This window comes from Chryseobacterium sp. JUb7 (genome assembly GCF_024806495.1).
Lineage (GTDB): Bacteria > Bacteroidota > Bacteroidia > Flavobacteriales > Weeksellaceae > Chryseobacterium.
Genome location: NZ_JANUFF010000010.1, coordinates 136,571 through 151,291, shown reverse-complemented (window position 1 = coordinate 151,291; position 14,721 = coordinate 136,571). Strand labels below are relative to the sequence as shown.

At 31.6% G+C, this 14,721-nt stretch carries 19 protein-coding genes; 8 read left to right on the top strand and 11 right to left on the bottom strand.

The genetic code is table 11. The features are described 5' to 3' along the window. Window positions 1-105: 105 nt before the first annotated feature. The 3 genes from M2373_RS17165 to M2373_RS17155 all read right to left on the bottom strand — a co-directional run bounded on the left by M2373_RS17165 (window position 106) and on the right by M2373_RS17155 (window position 2,615). Window positions 106-825 carry a hypothetical protein gene (locus M2373_RS17165; RefSeq protein WP_259112344.1) on the bottom strand — a complete coding sequence of 240 codons (720 nt, stop codon included), beginning with the start codon at window positions 823-825 and terminating at the stop codon, window positions 106-108. A gap of 418 nt (window positions 826-1,243) precedes the next feature. Then, a complete protein-coding gene (pheA, locus tag M2373_RS17160) occupies window positions 1,244-2,092 on the bottom strand; it encodes a prephenate dehydratase (RefSeq protein WP_259112342.1) in 849 nt (282 codons plus the stop codon). A gap of 112 nt (window positions 2,093-2,204) precedes the next feature. Then, window positions 2,205-2,615: a thioesterase family protein gene (locus tag M2373_RS17155; RefSeq protein ID WP_259112375.1), complete on the bottom strand. Its 411-nt coding sequence runs from the start codon at window positions 2,613-2,615 to the stop codon at window positions 2,205-2,207. Window positions 2,616-2,752: 137 nt separating this feature from the next. Here M2373_RS17155 and dnaA point away from each other — a divergent pair, with 137 nt between their 5' ends. The 3 genes from dnaA to M2373_RS17140 all read left to right on the top strand — a co-directional run bounded on the left by dnaA (window position 2,753) and on the right by M2373_RS17140 (window position 5,484). After that, entirely contained in the window at window positions 2,753-4,207 is a 1,455-nt protein-coding gene (gene dnaA / locus M2373_RS17150; protein ID WP_259112340.1) for a chromosomal replication initiator protein DnaA, read from the top strand. A gap of 110 nt (window positions 4,208-4,317) precedes the next feature. After that, on the top strand, window positions 4,318-4,773 hold the full coding sequence (locus M2373_RS17145; protein ID WP_259112338.1) for a low molecular weight protein-tyrosine-phosphatase: 456 nt from the start codon (window positions 4,318-4,320) through the stop codon (window positions 4,771-4,773). Between the two features lie 12 nt (window positions 4,774-4,785). Then, window positions 4,786-5,484 (top strand): SAM-dependent methyltransferase, encoded by a 699-nt coding sequence (locus tag M2373_RS17140; RefSeq protein WP_259112337.1) that lies wholly within the window; start codon window positions 4,786-4,788, stop codon window positions 5,482-5,484. A gap of 162 nt (window positions 5,485-5,646) precedes the next feature. Here M2373_RS17140 and M2373_RS17135 read toward each other — a convergent pair whose 3' ends face one another. Further along, window positions 5,647-6,510, bottom strand: a complete 864-nt coding sequence (locus M2373_RS17135; protein ID WP_259112335.1) for a DUF4349 domain-containing protein — start codon at window positions 6,508-6,510, stop codon at window positions 5,647-5,649. A gap of 158 nt (window positions 6,511-6,668) precedes the next feature. Here M2373_RS17135 and M2373_RS17130 point away from each other — a divergent pair, with 158 nt between their 5' ends. Beyond that, window positions 6,669-7,736: a DUF2891 domain-containing protein gene (locus M2373_RS17130; RefSeq protein ID WP_259112334.1), complete on the top strand. Its 1,068-nt coding sequence runs from the start codon at window positions 6,669-6,671 to the stop codon at window positions 7,734-7,736. An 88-nt stretch (window positions 7,737-7,824) separates the two neighbouring features. Here M2373_RS17130 and M2373_RS17125 read toward each other — a convergent pair whose 3' ends face one another. Then, window positions 7,825-8,298 (bottom strand): DUF962 domain-containing protein, encoded by a 474-nt coding sequence (locus M2373_RS17125; RefSeq protein WP_259112333.1) that lies wholly within the window; start codon window positions 8,296-8,298, stop codon window positions 7,825-7,827. Between the two features lie 432 nt (window positions 8,299-8,730). On the opposite strand from M2373_RS17125, the gene M2373_RS17120 reads away from it, so the two are divergent. Further along, window positions 8,731-9,009 (top strand): hypothetical protein, encoded by a 279-nt coding sequence (locus M2373_RS17120; protein ID WP_259112332.1) that lies wholly within the window; start codon window positions 8,731-8,733, stop codon window positions 9,007-9,009. 125 nt (window positions 9,010-9,134) lie between these two features. After that, window positions 9,135-10,091, top strand: coding sequence for an IS1595 family transposase (locus M2373_RS17115; protein WP_409013210.1), 957 nt, complete (start codon window positions 9,135-9,137; stop codon window positions 10,089-10,091). On the opposite strand, the gene M2373_RS17110 is transcribed toward M2373_RS17115, so the two are convergent. The 3 genes from M2373_RS17110 to M2373_RS17100 all read right to left on the bottom strand — a co-directional run bounded on the left by M2373_RS17110 (window position 10,088) and on the right by M2373_RS17100 (window position 12,067). After that, entirely contained in the window at window positions 10,088-10,606 is a 519-nt protein-coding gene (locus M2373_RS17110; protein WP_259112331.1) for a hypothetical protein, read from the bottom strand. The two genes, M2373_RS17115 and M2373_RS17110, sit on opposite strands and share 4 nt — an antisense overlap. Before the next feature lie 6 nt (window positions 10,607-10,612). Next, the gene (locus tag M2373_RS17105; protein ID WP_259112329.1) at window positions 10,613-11,467 is read right to left on the bottom strand and encodes a hypothetical protein; all 855 of its coding nucleotides are present in this window, start codon (window positions 11,465-11,467) and stop codon (window positions 10,613-10,615) included. A 165-nt stretch (window positions 11,468-11,632) separates the two neighbouring features. After that, window positions 11,633-12,067 (bottom strand): DUF6591 domain-containing protein, encoded by a 435-nt coding sequence (locus M2373_RS17100; protein ID WP_259112328.1) that lies wholly within the window; start codon window positions 12,065-12,067, stop codon window positions 11,633-11,635. A 570-nt stretch (window positions 12,068-12,637) separates the two neighbouring features. Between M2373_RS17100 and M2373_RS17095 the strand changes: the two genes are divergently transcribed. Then, a complete protein-coding gene (locus M2373_RS17095) occupies window positions 12,638-12,946 on the top strand; it encodes a hypothetical protein (RefSeq protein WP_259112327.1) in 309 nt (102 codons plus the stop codon). On the opposite strand, the gene M2373_RS17090 is transcribed toward M2373_RS17095, so the two are convergent. Together M2373_RS17090 and M2373_RS17085 are read right to left on the bottom strand one after the other, a co-directional pair. Beyond that, window positions 12,943-13,308: a hypothetical protein gene (locus M2373_RS17090; protein WP_259112326.1), complete on the bottom strand. Its 366-nt coding sequence runs from the start codon at window positions 13,306-13,308 to the stop codon at window positions 12,943-12,945. The two genes, M2373_RS17095 and M2373_RS17090, sit on opposite strands and share 4 nt — an antisense overlap. A gap of 4 nt (window positions 13,309-13,312) precedes the next feature. Further along, on the bottom strand, window positions 13,313-13,462 hold the full coding sequence (locus tag M2373_RS17085) for a hypothetical protein (RefSeq protein WP_259112324.1): 150 nt from the start codon (window positions 13,460-13,462) through the stop codon (window positions 13,313-13,315). Window positions 13,463-13,738: 276 nt separating this feature from the next. On the opposite strand from M2373_RS17085, the gene M2373_RS22605 reads away from it, so the two are divergent. After that, complete coding sequence (locus M2373_RS22605; RefSeq protein WP_409013212.1) at window positions 13,739-14,107, top strand: HNH endonuclease; 369 nt, start codon at window positions 13,739-13,741, stop codon at window positions 14,105-14,107. Here the strand turns inward: M2373_RS22605 and M2373_RS17080 are convergent. Next, complete coding sequence (locus M2373_RS17080) at window positions 13,988-14,683, bottom strand: hypothetical protein (RefSeq protein ID WP_259112322.1); 696 nt, start codon at window positions 14,681-14,683, stop codon at window positions 13,988-13,990. The genes M2373_RS22605 and M2373_RS17080 overlap by 120 nt on opposite strands. Window positions 14,684-14,721 lie beyond the last annotated feature (38 nt).

Here is a 14,721-nt window from a genome sequence, read left to right as displayed (position 1 = left end):
TTATTTACAATCAAATATAATCGATTTGACTGAAATAGGTGTCAAATAATTAATCCACCCTATTTCTAAGGTGGATTAATCTTCTGCTATAGTAAATATAATTTATTAATTTGATATTTTGTAAATATAAAATGAAGAGACACTGGAGCCTAATAACCCGACGGAGAGAGCATTAGATCCTGTCAGTCCAAAAGAAAGTTTATCTCCCGCCTGAAAAGTATAAACTGAATTAATATTCGTTTCTGAGATGGTCAAACTTAAAAGAATAAGGTTGGCTCCACTGAATGTTCGGCTGTCAATCAATGTGGCAACTCCTGCTCTTGTTCTTACAATTCCGATCCCCGGAGAATTTGATAAGATTTCGGCCTGTAATCCTGATCCGTAACGGAAAGCAAATCCAACAGCATAAATTCCTGAAGTCGGAATCGTGTAGCTGTTGTCTGTATCCGTAAATAGTCCGGCAGTTCCTACAGTTCTTTCACTGGCAACGAAGTTAACAGCTCTGAATCCGGATGGGAAAAGTCCTAAACTCAGTAAGCTGATTCCTGATGTCTTTTTAGCAGCATACACACTGGTATTAGTGCTGGCTGTATTAATAGCAATATCAGCTATTAATTGAGGGTCTACACGCATGACCTGCGTACTTCCCAAATTGACCGCCATGATCTGATAACCAGGAAGTGCGGTTGCTTGAGGGGTGTCTCGAACTTTTAGAGTTCCGTTCACATCGAGGGTGGCTGTGGGAGTCGGGGTATTAATCCCAACCTGTGAGAAAGCGCTAAAACCGCTTAATGCCAAAAGTAAACTACAAATTCTAGTTTTCATGTTTAAAAATTTAATTTAGTTAATGGTTTTATCCTCAGTTAGTTTGGAGAAACATATGCAAAAATCATGCCCGCTGTTTTGATGATTTTAAATGTTTAACTAAATTTAATAGAAATAATTTAAGTATAGTCAAATTTTTAATTGATAAAATAATAATAAATACGGTTATATTATGAATGTCGAAAATTAAATTTATAGTTTAATCAAATATAATTTATTAATATTCCCTAAATAGTGATTTTTTTCAATTGAAAATCCTGTCATAAAATGTGACAGGATCGACTTATAAAGGAGACATTTTTACCTGAAAATAAATTTTTGAAAGATTTTCAGAATCTAAAATTGCAATTTATGTGACAAAAAATCATTTCAAAAATCAATAAATAATCTGTTTTTGATAGAAAATTTTCATAATAGATTAGCTGTCGAGTAAGTATTCTTTGTAATTTCCAAGAAAATCTACTTTTGCATTAATTGCTTTAAGTTCTTCTAGTGAATTTTCATGAAGCGTAGGTAGCCATTCTCCGGCAACATTAATAAAGAAGAAATAATTTCCCAAGCCAGTTTTCAAAGTTCGGGACTCTATTTTGCTGAGGTTCATTTTTCGCCACGCAAATACCGAAAGTACCTGGTGTAGGCCTCCGGCATGATCTTCGGGTAGGGTAATTAATAAAGCAGATTTGCTTCCCAAAGGTTTTAGCTCACTGTTTTCATAAGCAGAAGACGTTTTGGAGATGACAATGAATCTGGTATGGTTCTGTTCAAAATCCTGAATATTCCGGTGAATAATTTTCAATCCGTATAAATTAGCAGCAAACTGATTGGCCACAGCTGCTCTTTTAAGATCCGGATGTTCGGAAATATATTTGGCGGCGGCAGCGGTAGATGAAAAATCCTGTTTCTGAACATCTTTATAATGAGTATCCAGAAAGTGGAAACTTTGTGCTAAGGCCTGGGGATGAGAGTAGATTTTCTCAATTTCTTCCGAATTGTTTTCCGGATGGATCATCAGGTGGTGAGCAATCGGCATCACAGCTTCTGCTTCAATTTTGATATGCGGAGTCTTATATAAATAGTCCAGGGTCATGGAAACAGTACCTTCAATAGAATTTTCCAGAGGAACAACCGCTTTTTCTACGTCTCCGTTTTCTACAGCGGTAAAACAGTCCAGGATGTTCGTTTGTGGTAAAAGCTCTTCATCAGGGAAAAGTTGGGTAGCTGCCAGTTGTGTGAAGCTGGCCTGAGGACCCAAAAATGCAATCTTCATTATATATCTGTTATGTATTTGAATTTTAAATGTAGTGAAAAGTGATGAGGTTTCAAAGGCTTAAGGATGAACTCTGCTAAACGCAAAACCTGAAACCCCGAATCCCACCTAATCAATATTTCCAGTTTTTTTCAATAAGTTCCATCAGAAAATCTGGACACTTGATTACTTTATTGGTTTTTGCATCCAAAAAGAACAGAGTGGTGGAAGCTTCTGTTATTTTTATATTTTCCTCATTATAAATTTCATACTCGAATTCAATTTTCACTCCGGGTATTTTTTTTACGAAAGTTCGGATTTCTAATTTTTGGTCATATAAAGCAGGTCTTAAATATTTAATTTTATAGTCGGAAACCGGTAACCAAATTCCTTGATTTTCAATCTCATTATATGACATTCCGATGCTTCGAAAAAGTTCAACCCGGGCAACTTCAAAGTATTGTGCATAGTTTCCGTAGTACACATATTTCATAGGATCAGTTTCCGCGTAACGTACTCGTATTGAGTGTGTTGTGTATATCATAGTAAGGTGTATTTTAGACATACAAATATATTTTTAAATAATCAATAGCCGCAATATTTTTTTTTGAAAAGAAAATATTGGACCTTTGTCATCCTTCTAAAAAAAGTACTAACCAAGAGTTAATCGGGGCATAAATTATGGATGAAAATTTAATGTTGATATGGCAGAAGTGCCTTCAGTTTATGCGTGATAATTTAAACGCTGCTGAAGATAATTCTGATTTAAAAAAGCTTGAAAAATCTTTCGACCTCCTGTTTGATAAAGTTCAGCCAATTTCTTTGGTTCAGAACAATCTTACATTGATGGTTCCGAGTGATTTTTACAAGGAATATATTGAGGATAACTACCTGTCCTTGCTTTCTGCTGCCCTGAAGAAAAACATTGGAAAAGGAGTTAAATTATGGTATTCTGTAATGGAAAATAAACCTTCAGGTTTAGAAAAGCCCGTTACAATGAATATGAAGGGGAATACAGTTCCTACTCCAAAGATGCAGGAAACGATGCCGCAAGGTTTTTCGTCAAATATAGTAAACCCGTTTGTGGTTCCGGGAATCAGAAAAGTAAATATTGATTCCAATTTAAAAGCCGATTTCTCTTTTGATAACTATGTAGAAGGGGAAAGTAATAAATTTGCTGCTACAGTAGCGAGATCAATTGCAAAAAGACCGGGTGCAACCGCTTTCAACCCATTGTTCTTATATGGAGGATACGGTGTAGGAAAAACACACTTAGGGCAGGCAGTTGGTTTAGAAGTAAAGAGCCAGTTTCCGGACAAAGTAGTTCTTTATTTATCTTCTGAAAAATTTATCCAGCAGTTTATTTCAGCTGCAAAAGCTCATAAGCAGACAGAATTTGCTAACTTCTATCAGATGGTAGACGTTTTGATTATTGATGATATTCAGTTTTTGTCGGGTAAATCGGCAACTCAGGATAGCTTCTTCCATATATTTGATTATCTGCATCAAAACGGAAAGCAGATTATCTTAACTTCTGATAAGGCTCCGGCAGATATTATGGATATTCAGGACAGGATTGTTTCCCGTTTTAAGTGGGGACTTTCTGCAGAAATCAAATCACCGGATTTACAGACTCGTAGACAGATTATTGTAGACAGATTAAGCAGAGACGGAATTGTTCTTCCTGATGATATGCTTGATTTCTTAGCCACCGAAACGAAAACCAATGTAAGAGAACTTATTGGAGTTATCAATTCAGTAATTGCTTATTCTACAATCTATAAAAGAGATTTAAGCCTTGAGTTATTAAAAGATACCATTAATAAAATCGCGGCTAATCAGAAAAAGATCATCAATATTCCTTATATTCAGGAAGTGGTTTGTGATTATTTCGGAATCAAGAAAGAACAGCTTTTATCCAAAACAAGAAAAAGAGAAATTGCATTACCAAGACAATTAGCAATGTATTTCTCAAAAGAGTTCACGAACTCCACATTCACTAAAATCGGTGAAGAAATGGGAGGAAAGGATCACTCAACGGTAATGTATGCTTGTGATACTATAAAAGATGTTTCTAAAATTGATAAAGAAATTAAGAAATACGTTAAAGATTTGACGGAGAAAATTAAACAGTAAGCAATAATTTAATTTATATAATGAAAATGGAGAATAAAATTTATTCTTCATTTTTTGTTTAGTTTTGCTGAATTGAAATAAAATACATATCCTTTTTAATTGAAAAACACATGAAAATATTAATGGTTTGTCTGGGGAATATTTGCAGAAGTCCTTTAGCAGAGGGAATTATGAAAACCAAAGTCCCAGAAAGCTTTTTTGTGGATTCTGCAGGGACGATTTCAATGCATGAGGGAAAGCATCCCGATAGAAGAGCTATAAAAACGGCGGAAAACCATCATATTGATATTTCAAAACAGAGATCCAGACCCATTACAAAAGCTGATTTTGAAACCTTTGATAAGATCTTTTGCATGGATATTGATGTGTTGGCAGATGTGGTTTCAAAAACTACAAATGAAGAACAGAGACAAAAAGTTTCATTATTTTTAGAAGTTCTGGGAGATCACGAAAATGCAGAAGTTCCTGATCCTTACTGGGGCGAAATGAAAGAATTTGAAGAGGTATTTCAGCTTCTCGATAAAGGATGTGATGCTATTGCCCAACAAATAATAACTAATAAATAACAACTTAAAACGATGCTTTTTTTACTTCCAGCTTACCTTTCAGAAAATACTTCTATCACTCATTTTTCGCCAGTAATTAAGGAGTATATCATGCAGACTGACTATTTCTTCGTAGAGAATGAAAAGACAGCCAGGAAAGTCGTTAAATTTTTTGCTCCGGAGAAAAAACAGGCTGATCTGAAACTTTTTTTGCTGGATAAATATACTGAAAATGCAGATATCAAAGAGGCACAGGAGCTGATGCTGAAAGGTCAGGATTTCGGATTGCTCTCTGAAGCCGGACTTCCTTGTATTGCTGATCCCGGAAATCTTATCGTGAAATGGTGCCATGAAAAAAACATCAGAATAATTCCTATTTCGGGGCCTTCATCAATTATTTTAGCTTTAATTTCCAGTGGTTTTAACGGTCAGGAATTTACTTTTAACGGGTATTTACCGATTGATAAAGGAGAAAAGAAAAGGCAGATTTTACAGTTGGAAAGTTTAGTTCAGAAAACAGGCTATTCTCAGATTTTCATGGAAACACCATACAGAAATAACGTACTTTTTGAAGATCTTATTAAGTTCCTGTCACCCAATACAAAACTTTGTATCGCTGCCAATATCAACGATCCTGAACATGAATTCATCAAGACAAAAACCATAAAAGACTGGCAGAAACAAAAGCCGGAGCTTCACAAAATCCCGGCTGTATTTGTGTTGGGCAAATAAAATCGTTTCAAAAACAAAGCTCTTGTATCAAAATTATTTTGTTATATATTTTGAGAGCCTCAGCATGACATTCCTAACACTATTCGTTATGTATTTTAGCAGAAAATTTTCAGCAATGTCATGCTGAGCCTGTCGAAGCATTAGTATGATCCAGTGAAAATATTAGTTTTTCCTTCTGTTTTTCCATTTTCTCCAAAGAAAAATAACAATTGGAATCAACAAAAAGAACGGCCAAAGTGCAATCACACCAAGAAAAAAAGCGACAAAACTATTCCAGCCTTCTGTCAAAGAATCTCCAAAGCGGCTTCCAAAGCCTATTTTTGATGTGGTGGAACTTCTTATTTTTTCTTTAAACAAGCTCAGGTTTAGTGTGCTGTAATTCACTCGGTCATCGATAAAGCGTAATCCGCCTTCTGAAACATCAATTTCATCTTCCAGCTTACGGATATTTTCCTGAATCTCAAGCATATCTTTGGTTGTAGCAGCTTTCTTAAGTATATCTCTATACTTTTCAAGATAAATTTTCTTATTGGCCAGTTTAATGGAAATATCAGTATACTCCTCAGTTACATCATCGGAAGAAATATTTTTTGAGACCACAGAGCCTACACCGTCGGAAAATGAATTGATAAGCTGGTCAAAGTTTTTATGCGGAACACGAATAGTGAAGTTCAGATTTTCATTGGTATCGGTATTATGAAATTCTTCTTTTTGAATATAAGCTTTATTGTTTTTAATAATGTTGCTGATCTGATTCTGAGCCTTTTTAATGTCTCCCACCTGAATACTCATTTCACCATTTTTAATGATTTTTTTTGAGATTGTATCTGTTTTTTGTTGATCGGGCTTTTCAGATACTGTTTTTTCGGAAATGCTTACTGATGCGTGTGGTGGAGGAGTTTCCAATATTTTATCCTCGGCGATAACACCTACTAAATCTGCCTTTACTTCATATTGATCCGGAGATTTAGATTGATTACATTGGATAAGGAATAAGCAAAACAACGGGACAATTAATTTTCTCATGAATAAAGTTTCGTGAATCCATCAAAAAGTATGCTTAAAAACAAGTTTAAGTGATAAATTTTAAATAATTGATAAAAATTGATGTAAATATTATATAAATTGATATTTTAAGCAAGAATAAGAGATTAAAAAAAGAAATTATTTTATATTTTTAAGGGATGAAAAAGAGTCTTTTAGCGATTATATGTTCTCCGTTTTTAATGTATGCTCAGGAAATTCCGAAGCTGACGGATGATATGGCGATTAAATTATCTGAAAAACCGCTTCACTGCATCAATCAGGAATATCCCAATAAAACCGCGCATATTATTAACAATGCCGGTGAAGTTCCTTTAACTCCAAAAGATCTGCATCCAAGTTTTTATGGATGTTTCGACTGGCATAGCTCTGTTCACGGACATTGGATGCTTGTTCGCTTACTGAAGACAAAACCCAATTTATCCACTGCAAAAGAGATTGAGAAAATTCTTGACAACTCATTCAAAAAAGAGAATCTTCAGACAGAAGCAGATTATTTCACAAAATATCAGTTAACAGGAACTTTTGAAAGGACGTACGGCTGGGCATGGCTCTTAAAGCTGGATGAGGAATTAATGACCTGGGATAATCCGAAAGCTAAAGTATGGCACCAGAATTTAAAACCTTTAACAGATAAAATTCTGGCTTCATGGAAGACTTTTTTACCTAAACAGACTTATCCCAATAGAACAGGAGTTCATCCGAACACTGCATTTGCAATGGTTTTTGCACTCGACTGGGCAAGAGCAACAGGCGATAAAGCCTTCGAAAATCAATTGGTAGAAAAGGCGAAATATTTTTACTTAAACAACACAAAAACTCCGGCATATCTTGAGCCGGATGGTTCCGATTTCTTCTCTCCAAGTTTGGAAATCGCAGATTTAATGCGAAGAGTTTTACCCCAAAAAGAATTTGTAACATGGCTGAATAATTTTTATGAAAAACGAAGCCTTGAAAATATTGAAAAAATCCCTGTGGTAAGTGATTTGTCAGATTATCAGACGGTTCATTTGGTAGGATTATCATTCACAAAAGCCTGGTGTATGAAAGGGATCGCAAAATCTCTTCCTGATAATCACCCTTTAAAAAAGAAATTCGAAAAAACAGCAACTGTATTTTTAAATAACGGACTACCACTGCTTTTTCAGGGAAATTATGGGGGAGATCACTGGTTGGCTAGTTTTGCAGTGTATGCTTTGGAAGATTAATTGAGCTTTGAAGTGGGAGGCAGTAAGGTGAAAGTTTGTAAAGTACGAAAAACTTCCAGCCTTCATCTTCCAGGGTGTTACTTAAAACCTAATATCTGATTCCCAGTTTTTTAAGTATAAAGCTTAAAAGCCAGATAGGTCCGATTAAAAGAAACTGTAAGTCTTTCAGAAAGGATGGCTTTTTACCTTCTATTTTATGTCCTACAAATTGCAAAATCCATGTAATGATAAATACAGCTAAGTAAAATATCCATGATTTTGTCCCGAAAGTGACATTGGCTAATGATACGAAATGCTCCATCAAAAGCATTACAAAAATCATGATCAGGGCAATTCTCCATGACAATCTGAAATAAAAAACAGTTACCAGAATAAGTGCGATAAAACTTGCAACGCTCAGAAAACCAAAATATTTTAGATAAATATTCGGAGTCGGAATATAAGAAATAAAACCTAAAATCGTCCAGAAAATCAAGGGCACACAAATCCAGTGAATTGATTTGTTGGTTGCGTTTCTGTGGCTCTCACCGTATTCTGCAAGGAGTAAATCTATCTTTCTCATAATAGGAATTTGGAAAATACTAAAATAATAAATGATAACTATATACTTAGTTGTACAAAGGAAAAATAAACAATTTACATAATCATAATTAAACAATGAATTTGATGTTAATTTGAAATCATAAATAACTCTAAAACAAGAGTTATTTTTAACTTTTCTACATACATTTTTAATTATCAAAATCCAGTAATTTTTTACTGGATTTTTTCGTGTAAAACCCCAAAAACGACATTTTTAAGTGTTAAAATTTGAAACCACCTTTTAATTTATAATCAATATAAATAAAAAAATATCCGTTTAGTAGACTTAAATGAATTTAATTCAATAATAATAAGCTTTTAGAACAAAACGTTGCTCTGATGTTTAAGTTAACATAATATCATTCGAGGCTCTCTGAGCTTGTTCCATTTAATCATAAAAAAATATTGAATTATGAACATTAAATGGAACAGCCAAAAGAAAACTACATCCTTCTCTCACCAAGGAACAGTAATTACAGAATCATCAAAGAATTTTGAATTTAGCACCGCAAATGCTAATAACAATTCAAAAAGTTTTTCACTGATTAACATTCTTTCAACGATTGAAATGTTGTCATCACTCTTTCTATTAATTAAAGGAAGTCCTTTCTATCAAGTGTTATATGATAACATTTCTATAGACAAGGTTGCCTATGTTGTTAATACAGTATTTAATCCTTTGAATAATTAAACAACATTCTAACTCCTAACAAGCTGACAATCATGCAGTAAAATATTTTCCCATAGAACGAAAAAATGTTTTGCTGCATTGTTCAGCCTCGATTATTTTTTATAAATTTATAATATCAATAAAACATGATAACTTATTCAAAATCAAATACTTATAATACTGAATTTAACTCTCTTATAAAAATGATAGATGTTCTTGATACAGAACAAAAATGCAGAGAATATCTTGAAGAATTACTTTGGAATGGAGAACCTATTTGTCCTCATTGTGGAAGTATCAGAGAAAATCATTACAAACTAAAACAAGGTGGAAAATTCAAAGGCATGTATAAATGCAAAGATTGCTTAACACGATTTACTATTAGAATAGGAACTATGTTTGAAGGCTCACCAATTCCATTAAAGAAATGGTTTCTTGCAATTTATATATTTTCATCCCACAAAAAAGGAATTAGTAGTGTTCAATTAGCAAAAGATATTGAGGTAACTCAAAAAACTGCATGGTTCATGCTTTCAAGAATTAGAAATACTTTTCAACCTGAACAAGCAGAAAAATTTGATGGCGTTACACAAGTTGATGAAACATTCGTAGGAGGTAAAAATCATAATAAAGCATGGCATAAAAAAGTAGAAAACACTCAGGGAAGAAGTACCAAAACAAAAACCGTTGTATTTGGTTTACTTAGTAATGGAAAAGTAACTACAGAAATTGTTCCTAATACAAAAGGCAAAACCCTCACAACCGTTATCAAAAATATGGTTAAAGAAGGCTCTATCGTGGTAAGTGATGGTTGGAGAGGATATTCACAAGTACATAAAAATTACGAACATAAAAGCATACCTCATAATAAGGGTCAATATGTCAAAGACAACTATCATACAAATAGTATTGAAGGATTCTGGAGTCTACTAAAACGAGGAATTCTTGGTATTTACCATTCTGTAAGTCCAAAACATCTTCAAAGGTATTGTGATGAATTTGCTTTTAGATATAATACTAAAGAACTTACAGATGGAGATAGATTTAATTTGGCTTTGCTTACTGCTACGGAACGTCTTACTTATGAGGAACTGATTGCTTAATTGTTTTCTTTCGAGATAATTAAATAGAAATCAGTTATATTACGCAAAGTCAGTAATAAAATATGAAAAACGATAAATACCATTATTGAATACATTATTAATTTAATTGAAAAACTAAATAAAAAGATTTTGTTCAATAATGGCATTAATAAACAAGAAATTATTAAAATAACTTCTAATATGACTGAATAAGTGAAATTTATTAAAAATAGTTTGTATAATGAAATTTTTCTGTTGTTAATGGTTACAGAAGTTTCATGATTCTTTATTTGTTCAATATTTGGTCCGCTTCCAGTAGTAATAATCGTTATGACCGCAATAGAGAAACCTAACAGTACACCAATAACATTTATTGCTGAATCTTTAAAGGAAATAAATACTCCAAAATCCAAAATACAGCCAATATATATGCAAAAAAATATTACTATAAATGGAAACAACCATTCATAAATAAAAATTTTTCTATTTAGTGTTTTGAAATAATCAACTATAATTAAAAAAAATTCTAAATACATATCATATTAATTGAAATTATTCAAAGTATCGTACATTTCAGTAAATACATCATCAGATGTTATTTCTCCAGTTATTTCATTATAATTAGCAAATATAAATTCTTGACGTTCAATAAAATCTGTATTAATAACAACTTGATTATTGTCCTCATTACGACCAATTATTCGAATTCTGTTAATTCCTCTTTCACCTCCAATAAATTTTGCAAAAACATCTTTTGCAAATTCTTCTATAGAATCTCTTTTTTTAGCCTTTACACTTACAACTATATCATGTTGAACCTCAGTTATTCTATCTGAATAGTTAAGTGCATCGCTTCCTAAGAGTTGCTTATCTACTACTACATTAGCACATGTAACTCTACTTAGGTTCTCAATTTCTTGTAAAAAATCTTCCTTAACAACAATTTCAAATCCAAATCGTAATTGTATATCTGTTTCAATTGAATGACTAAATTGATTTAAATAACTGACGAATTGTTTTATTGTTATTCCACCAGAATGTTTATCTAATATGAATGATATTGCATCATCTGAAAACTTAAATGCTATATGCGATTTCTCAATTTCACCTTCTTCTAAAAGTTTGGGATTTTCTCTTTCTGTAATTGTGGCACGATGAACCAAGTTTGGTCTAAAACTATATTTTGCACTTTTGATAATTGCTTTAGCTTTATTGCCTCCATTTGTTTCTTGATATGAATCAAGATAACAAAGTTTACTATTACCCAATTCATATTTTCTTTCTTCTTTGCTTAATCCATTTATATGTGATATAATCAAATCAAATGACTCTTTTAAATCATTTCCCTCATTGACAGTTAGGTAATAAAATCCAATTTTTCTTCTTTTTCTGGCCATAATTATTAATTTGGTGTTAAGGTAATAAAAAATAACAAATTAATAATTGACCTATATATGTATACAACTTACTGAATCATTTGGTTGATGTTATCAAATCTGAAATACCACCATCTTTACTATTCAAAACAAAACAGGAGTGACTTCTCACTCCTGTCAATCTAATTATTTGGCTGATATTGCACCAGCCATTTTAGTCTGAATTTCCATCATTCTTTTCATTTGTTCAGGAGTTACCTGTTCGTCATCTTTTACTTTTTCCATACTTTCTGCATAATCATTTGCTTTTTCCATAATCTCGGTGTATTCTTTCATAGCTGACATATCACCTGTTTGAATTTTTTTAGCATATACAATGTATTTGTCTACATATTCTTCATAATCATCAAGCATTTTGTCTATATTCTTTGTATCAGTTGATACAGTTTCAGCTTTTATATCATCAGATAAAGGCTCTGTTTCAGCTAAAGAAGATGTTTCTGTTGATGCAAGTTCTTCAGTTTTATCAGGGTTTTCAACTTTTTCTGATTTGTTGCAAGAATGCATTAAGAATGTACTTGTTGAAATAGCTAATATGTAAAAATATTTTTTAGTTGTCATTTTTGTTGTATTTGTATAAGTTTTTATTGAATTATTTTTGATAAGATGTAAAATTGTGTGCAGAAATAATCTACACCAAAGTCATCATGGAGGAATATTGAGGTGATAAAGTAAGTTTTGTAATTGTAGTTTTTGTGAATGTTTCATGGGTTAGCTTCTATTGCTAATCCACAAAAAAAGCGTGGAACAATGCTATTATACTTGTAAGTGAGGGAGTCGAAGCCCTAAGAACAAAGTAAAGCAAAGCCCACGCATAACGTGAGCGTTTTACTTAAACTTCCCTGTTCTTTTGAATTTTCGACTTTTCACTTACAGGACGGATAGCAAACGCAATATATTTTCTAAATATTAAATACTCTTATCTATATTTTTATTTTTTAACATTCTATAATTAGAATGATTATTATAATACAAATATAATAAAAATTATCTAGGCAGAAAAACGCAAAACCCTCTATTTTAGAGGGTTTGTCATAATGTAAAATATTTAATTTCAATACGGATTTCCGTAAAAACACGGATTGCATATGAATTTATATGATAGTAGTTTTGTGAAAAAAGCTACTAATTATGGCAAAGTTTGGACTGTATAAAAAATTACAAAGTATACTAAATGATAATGAGGCTAAAAAACTACATTTTTTCGAATATTTTCCTCAACAAAAAAATATAATTAAGTTTGTTCCATGGCCTTTAGATTTAAGTCTTAAAAATTATAACTTTCAAGAAATTTATAATATTGAAACAGATGTTCAAACTAATGTTAATATTGAAACAGAAAATTTTGACATTTTAGCAATCTTAGAGGATAGATCAATTTATAAAATTAGTGATGATGATATAATAAATTACTATGAATATATGATCAAAATATATTAAAGATTTCTAATTTGTTGATAAAATTTTAATGTTTCTTTATATAATGCTTCATTATGCTCACCAATATATTGATGAGCTAACATATATGAACAATATTGTTGTTCATCAACATCAATAACTAAAGCATTAAAATAATCATCAATTGTTTTATATCCATATTGATCAAAATAACACGCTGATTTAAACGCAGCAATATTTTTAGTACGTGATGAATTTAACCAATCATTAAATGATGATTTGAAAATTTCTTCTAATTGGCTAACTAATAATCGAGGATGATTATTGTCAAACATAGAAAAATCTATTTTGATATTATGTTCTTTAGAATAAAACTGATGCTCTTGTTTGATTTCTAAATTCATAGCATTAGCTTTCTTTGGTTACGTCCTCATTAGTTTTAGTACCCTCTTGAACAGCTTCTGGATTGTTATTTTCTGTAACCTCTTCATTTTCTTGAACCGGGATAATAGTCGAATTTTCTAAATTTTCTGATATAAATTCTTTTAACGATTTCATAATAAATTGAATTTTAATAGAATATATATAAAACTACAAGTTTTAAAAGCTTTTCTAATCATCCGTAATGAATGTAATAAATTGTATCTAAATACTAAAATTATGATATAAAACATACACAATATTGAGATTTTATTTTAGTTTTGTATTAATATTTTCAATCATAAAATGATAAATAACTTTATAAGATATCAAAAATCGTTAGCGATTAATGACTTATATCCAAAGCAAGAATCTGGAAAGTGTTCGTGTGGCTGTGGGAAGGATTTATCAGGAATGCAAAAAAAGTGGGCATCAAAAGAATGTAAAACTAAAGCTTTAATTCAGTTTTATATTATTAAAGGTGATATATCGGTTATACGAGAAGTTTTATTCAAAAATGATCAGGGATATTGTAGATCTTGTGGAGTATATGATGAAAAATGGGAAGCAGATCATATACTTCCCGTTTTCAAAGGTGGTGCTGGCTTAGGCATTGAAAATTATCAAACGCTTTGTCAACATTGCCATAAAATAAAGACAAACTTAGATAGAATCCCAAATAGCTTTAATGTTCATACATCCAGCTTCAATATCAGCCATTCTCTTTTTAAAAGATTTTGGACTTTCGACAAAAATGTCTTTGAAGACATCATACGATATTGAATTTTCATATCTATTTGTTATTGGAGGATTGCATAAATGAGCTATAGTAAAATCATTCATTAATGTTGCAACATATTTACATGACTCAACATCACTTTTTGAACCCTTGCTGATATGAATCTTCAATGCACCAACACAATCTTTATTTCTTAAAGAACTTGATACAATTAAATCTGGATTTATACTTACCTCGACATCTTTTATTATAACTTTTGGATTTTTACCTTTGTATTCACTAAAAGTTAAATCAGCACAATCAAACGAAAAATCAAGAACTTTTTCCAATGCATCAATTGATGAAGCTACAATAGTATCAGCCCACTCAAGTTTAGTTTTACCACTTATTTTTTTCTCATAATCTTCAATAGCATTTTCTACAATACTTTCATCGAAATTTGATATAAAATATTGTTTTATAACATTTCTAACATCATTATAGGGCGACGAACTAAATACATTATCTTTTGGATATTTCAGTTGTTCTAAAATTGCTCTCTGTCTTTTTGGTGATGCTACTAAAAATTCTCCTAATTTGTTAACGGTAATTTTTGGTTCATTAATTGTTTTAACTGCCATGTTTTTATTGTTTAAATGGTTAAGTCAACAAAGTACAA

Excerpts from the sequence above, each read along its gene's own strand:
- M2373_RS17165 (WP_259112344.1), bottom strand. The coding sequence starts at position 825 with ATGAAAACTAGAATTTGTAGTTTACTTTTGGCATTAAGCGGTTTTAGC.
- M2373_RS17095 (WP_259112327.1), top strand. The coding sequence starts at position 12,638 with ATGGCAAAGTTTGGACTGTATAAAAAATTACAAAGTATACTAAATGAT.
- M2373_RS17115 (WP_409013210.1), top strand. The coding sequence starts at position 9,135 with ATGATAACTTATTCAAAATCAAATACTTATAATACTGAATTTAACTCT.
- pheA (WP_259112342.1), bottom strand. The coding sequence starts at position 2,092 with ATGAAGATTGCATTTTTGGGTCCTCAGGCCAGCTTCACACAACTGGCA.
- dnaA (WP_259112340.1), top strand. The coding sequence starts at position 2,753 with ATGGATGAAAATTTAATGTTGATATGGCAGAAGTGCCTTCAGTTTATG.
- M2373_RS17130 (WP_259112334.1), top strand. The coding sequence starts at position 6,669 with ATGAAAAAGAGTCTTTTAGCGATTATATGTTCTCCGTTTTTAATGTAT.
- M2373_RS17105 (WP_259112329.1), bottom strand. The coding sequence starts at position 11,467 with ATGGCCAGAAAAAGAAGAAAAATTGGATTTTATTACCTAACTGTCAAT.
- M2373_RS17085 (WP_259112324.1), bottom strand. The coding sequence starts at position 13,462 with ATGAAATCGTTAAAAGAATTTATATCAGAAAATTTAGAAAATTCGACT.
- M2373_RS17140 (WP_259112337.1), top strand. The coding sequence starts at position 4,786 with ATGCTTTTTTTACTTCCAGCTTACCTTTCAGAAAATACTTCTATCACT.
- M2373_RS17110 (WP_259112331.1), bottom strand. The coding sequence starts at position 10,606 with ATGTATTTAGAATTTTTTTTAATTATAGTTGATTATTTCAAAACACTA.
- M2373_RS17125 (WP_259112333.1), bottom strand. The coding sequence starts at position 8,298 with ATGAGAAAGATAGATTTACTCCTTGCAGAATACGGTGAGAGCCACAGA.
- M2373_RS17120 (WP_259112332.1), top strand. The coding sequence starts at position 8,731 with ATGAACATTAAATGGAACAGCCAAAAGAAAACTACATCCTTCTCTCAC.
- M2373_RS17080 (WP_259112322.1), bottom strand. The coding sequence starts at position 14,683 with ATGGCAGTTAAAACAATTAATGAACCAAAAATTACCGTTAACAAATTA.
- M2373_RS22605 (WP_409013212.1), top strand. The coding sequence starts at position 13,739 with ATGCAAAAAAAGTGGGCATCAAAAGAATGTAAAACTAAAGCTTTAATT.
- M2373_RS17135 (WP_259112335.1), bottom strand. The coding sequence starts at position 6,510 with ATGAGAAAATTAATTGTCCCGTTGTTTTGCTTATTCCTTATCCAATGT.
- M2373_RS17145 (WP_259112338.1), top strand. The coding sequence starts at position 4,318 with ATGAAAATATTAATGGTTTGTCTGGGGAATATTTGCAGAAGTCCTTTA.
- M2373_RS17100 (WP_259112328.1), bottom strand. The coding sequence starts at position 12,067 with ATGACAACTAAAAAATATTTTTACATATTAGCTATTTCAACAAGTACA.
- M2373_RS17090 (WP_259112326.1), bottom strand. The coding sequence starts at position 13,308 with ATGAATTTAGAAATCAAACAAGAGCATCAGTTTTATTCTAAAGAACAT.
- M2373_RS17155 (WP_259112375.1), bottom strand. The coding sequence starts at position 2,615 with ATGATATACACAACACACTCAATACGAGTACGTTACGCGGAAACTGAT.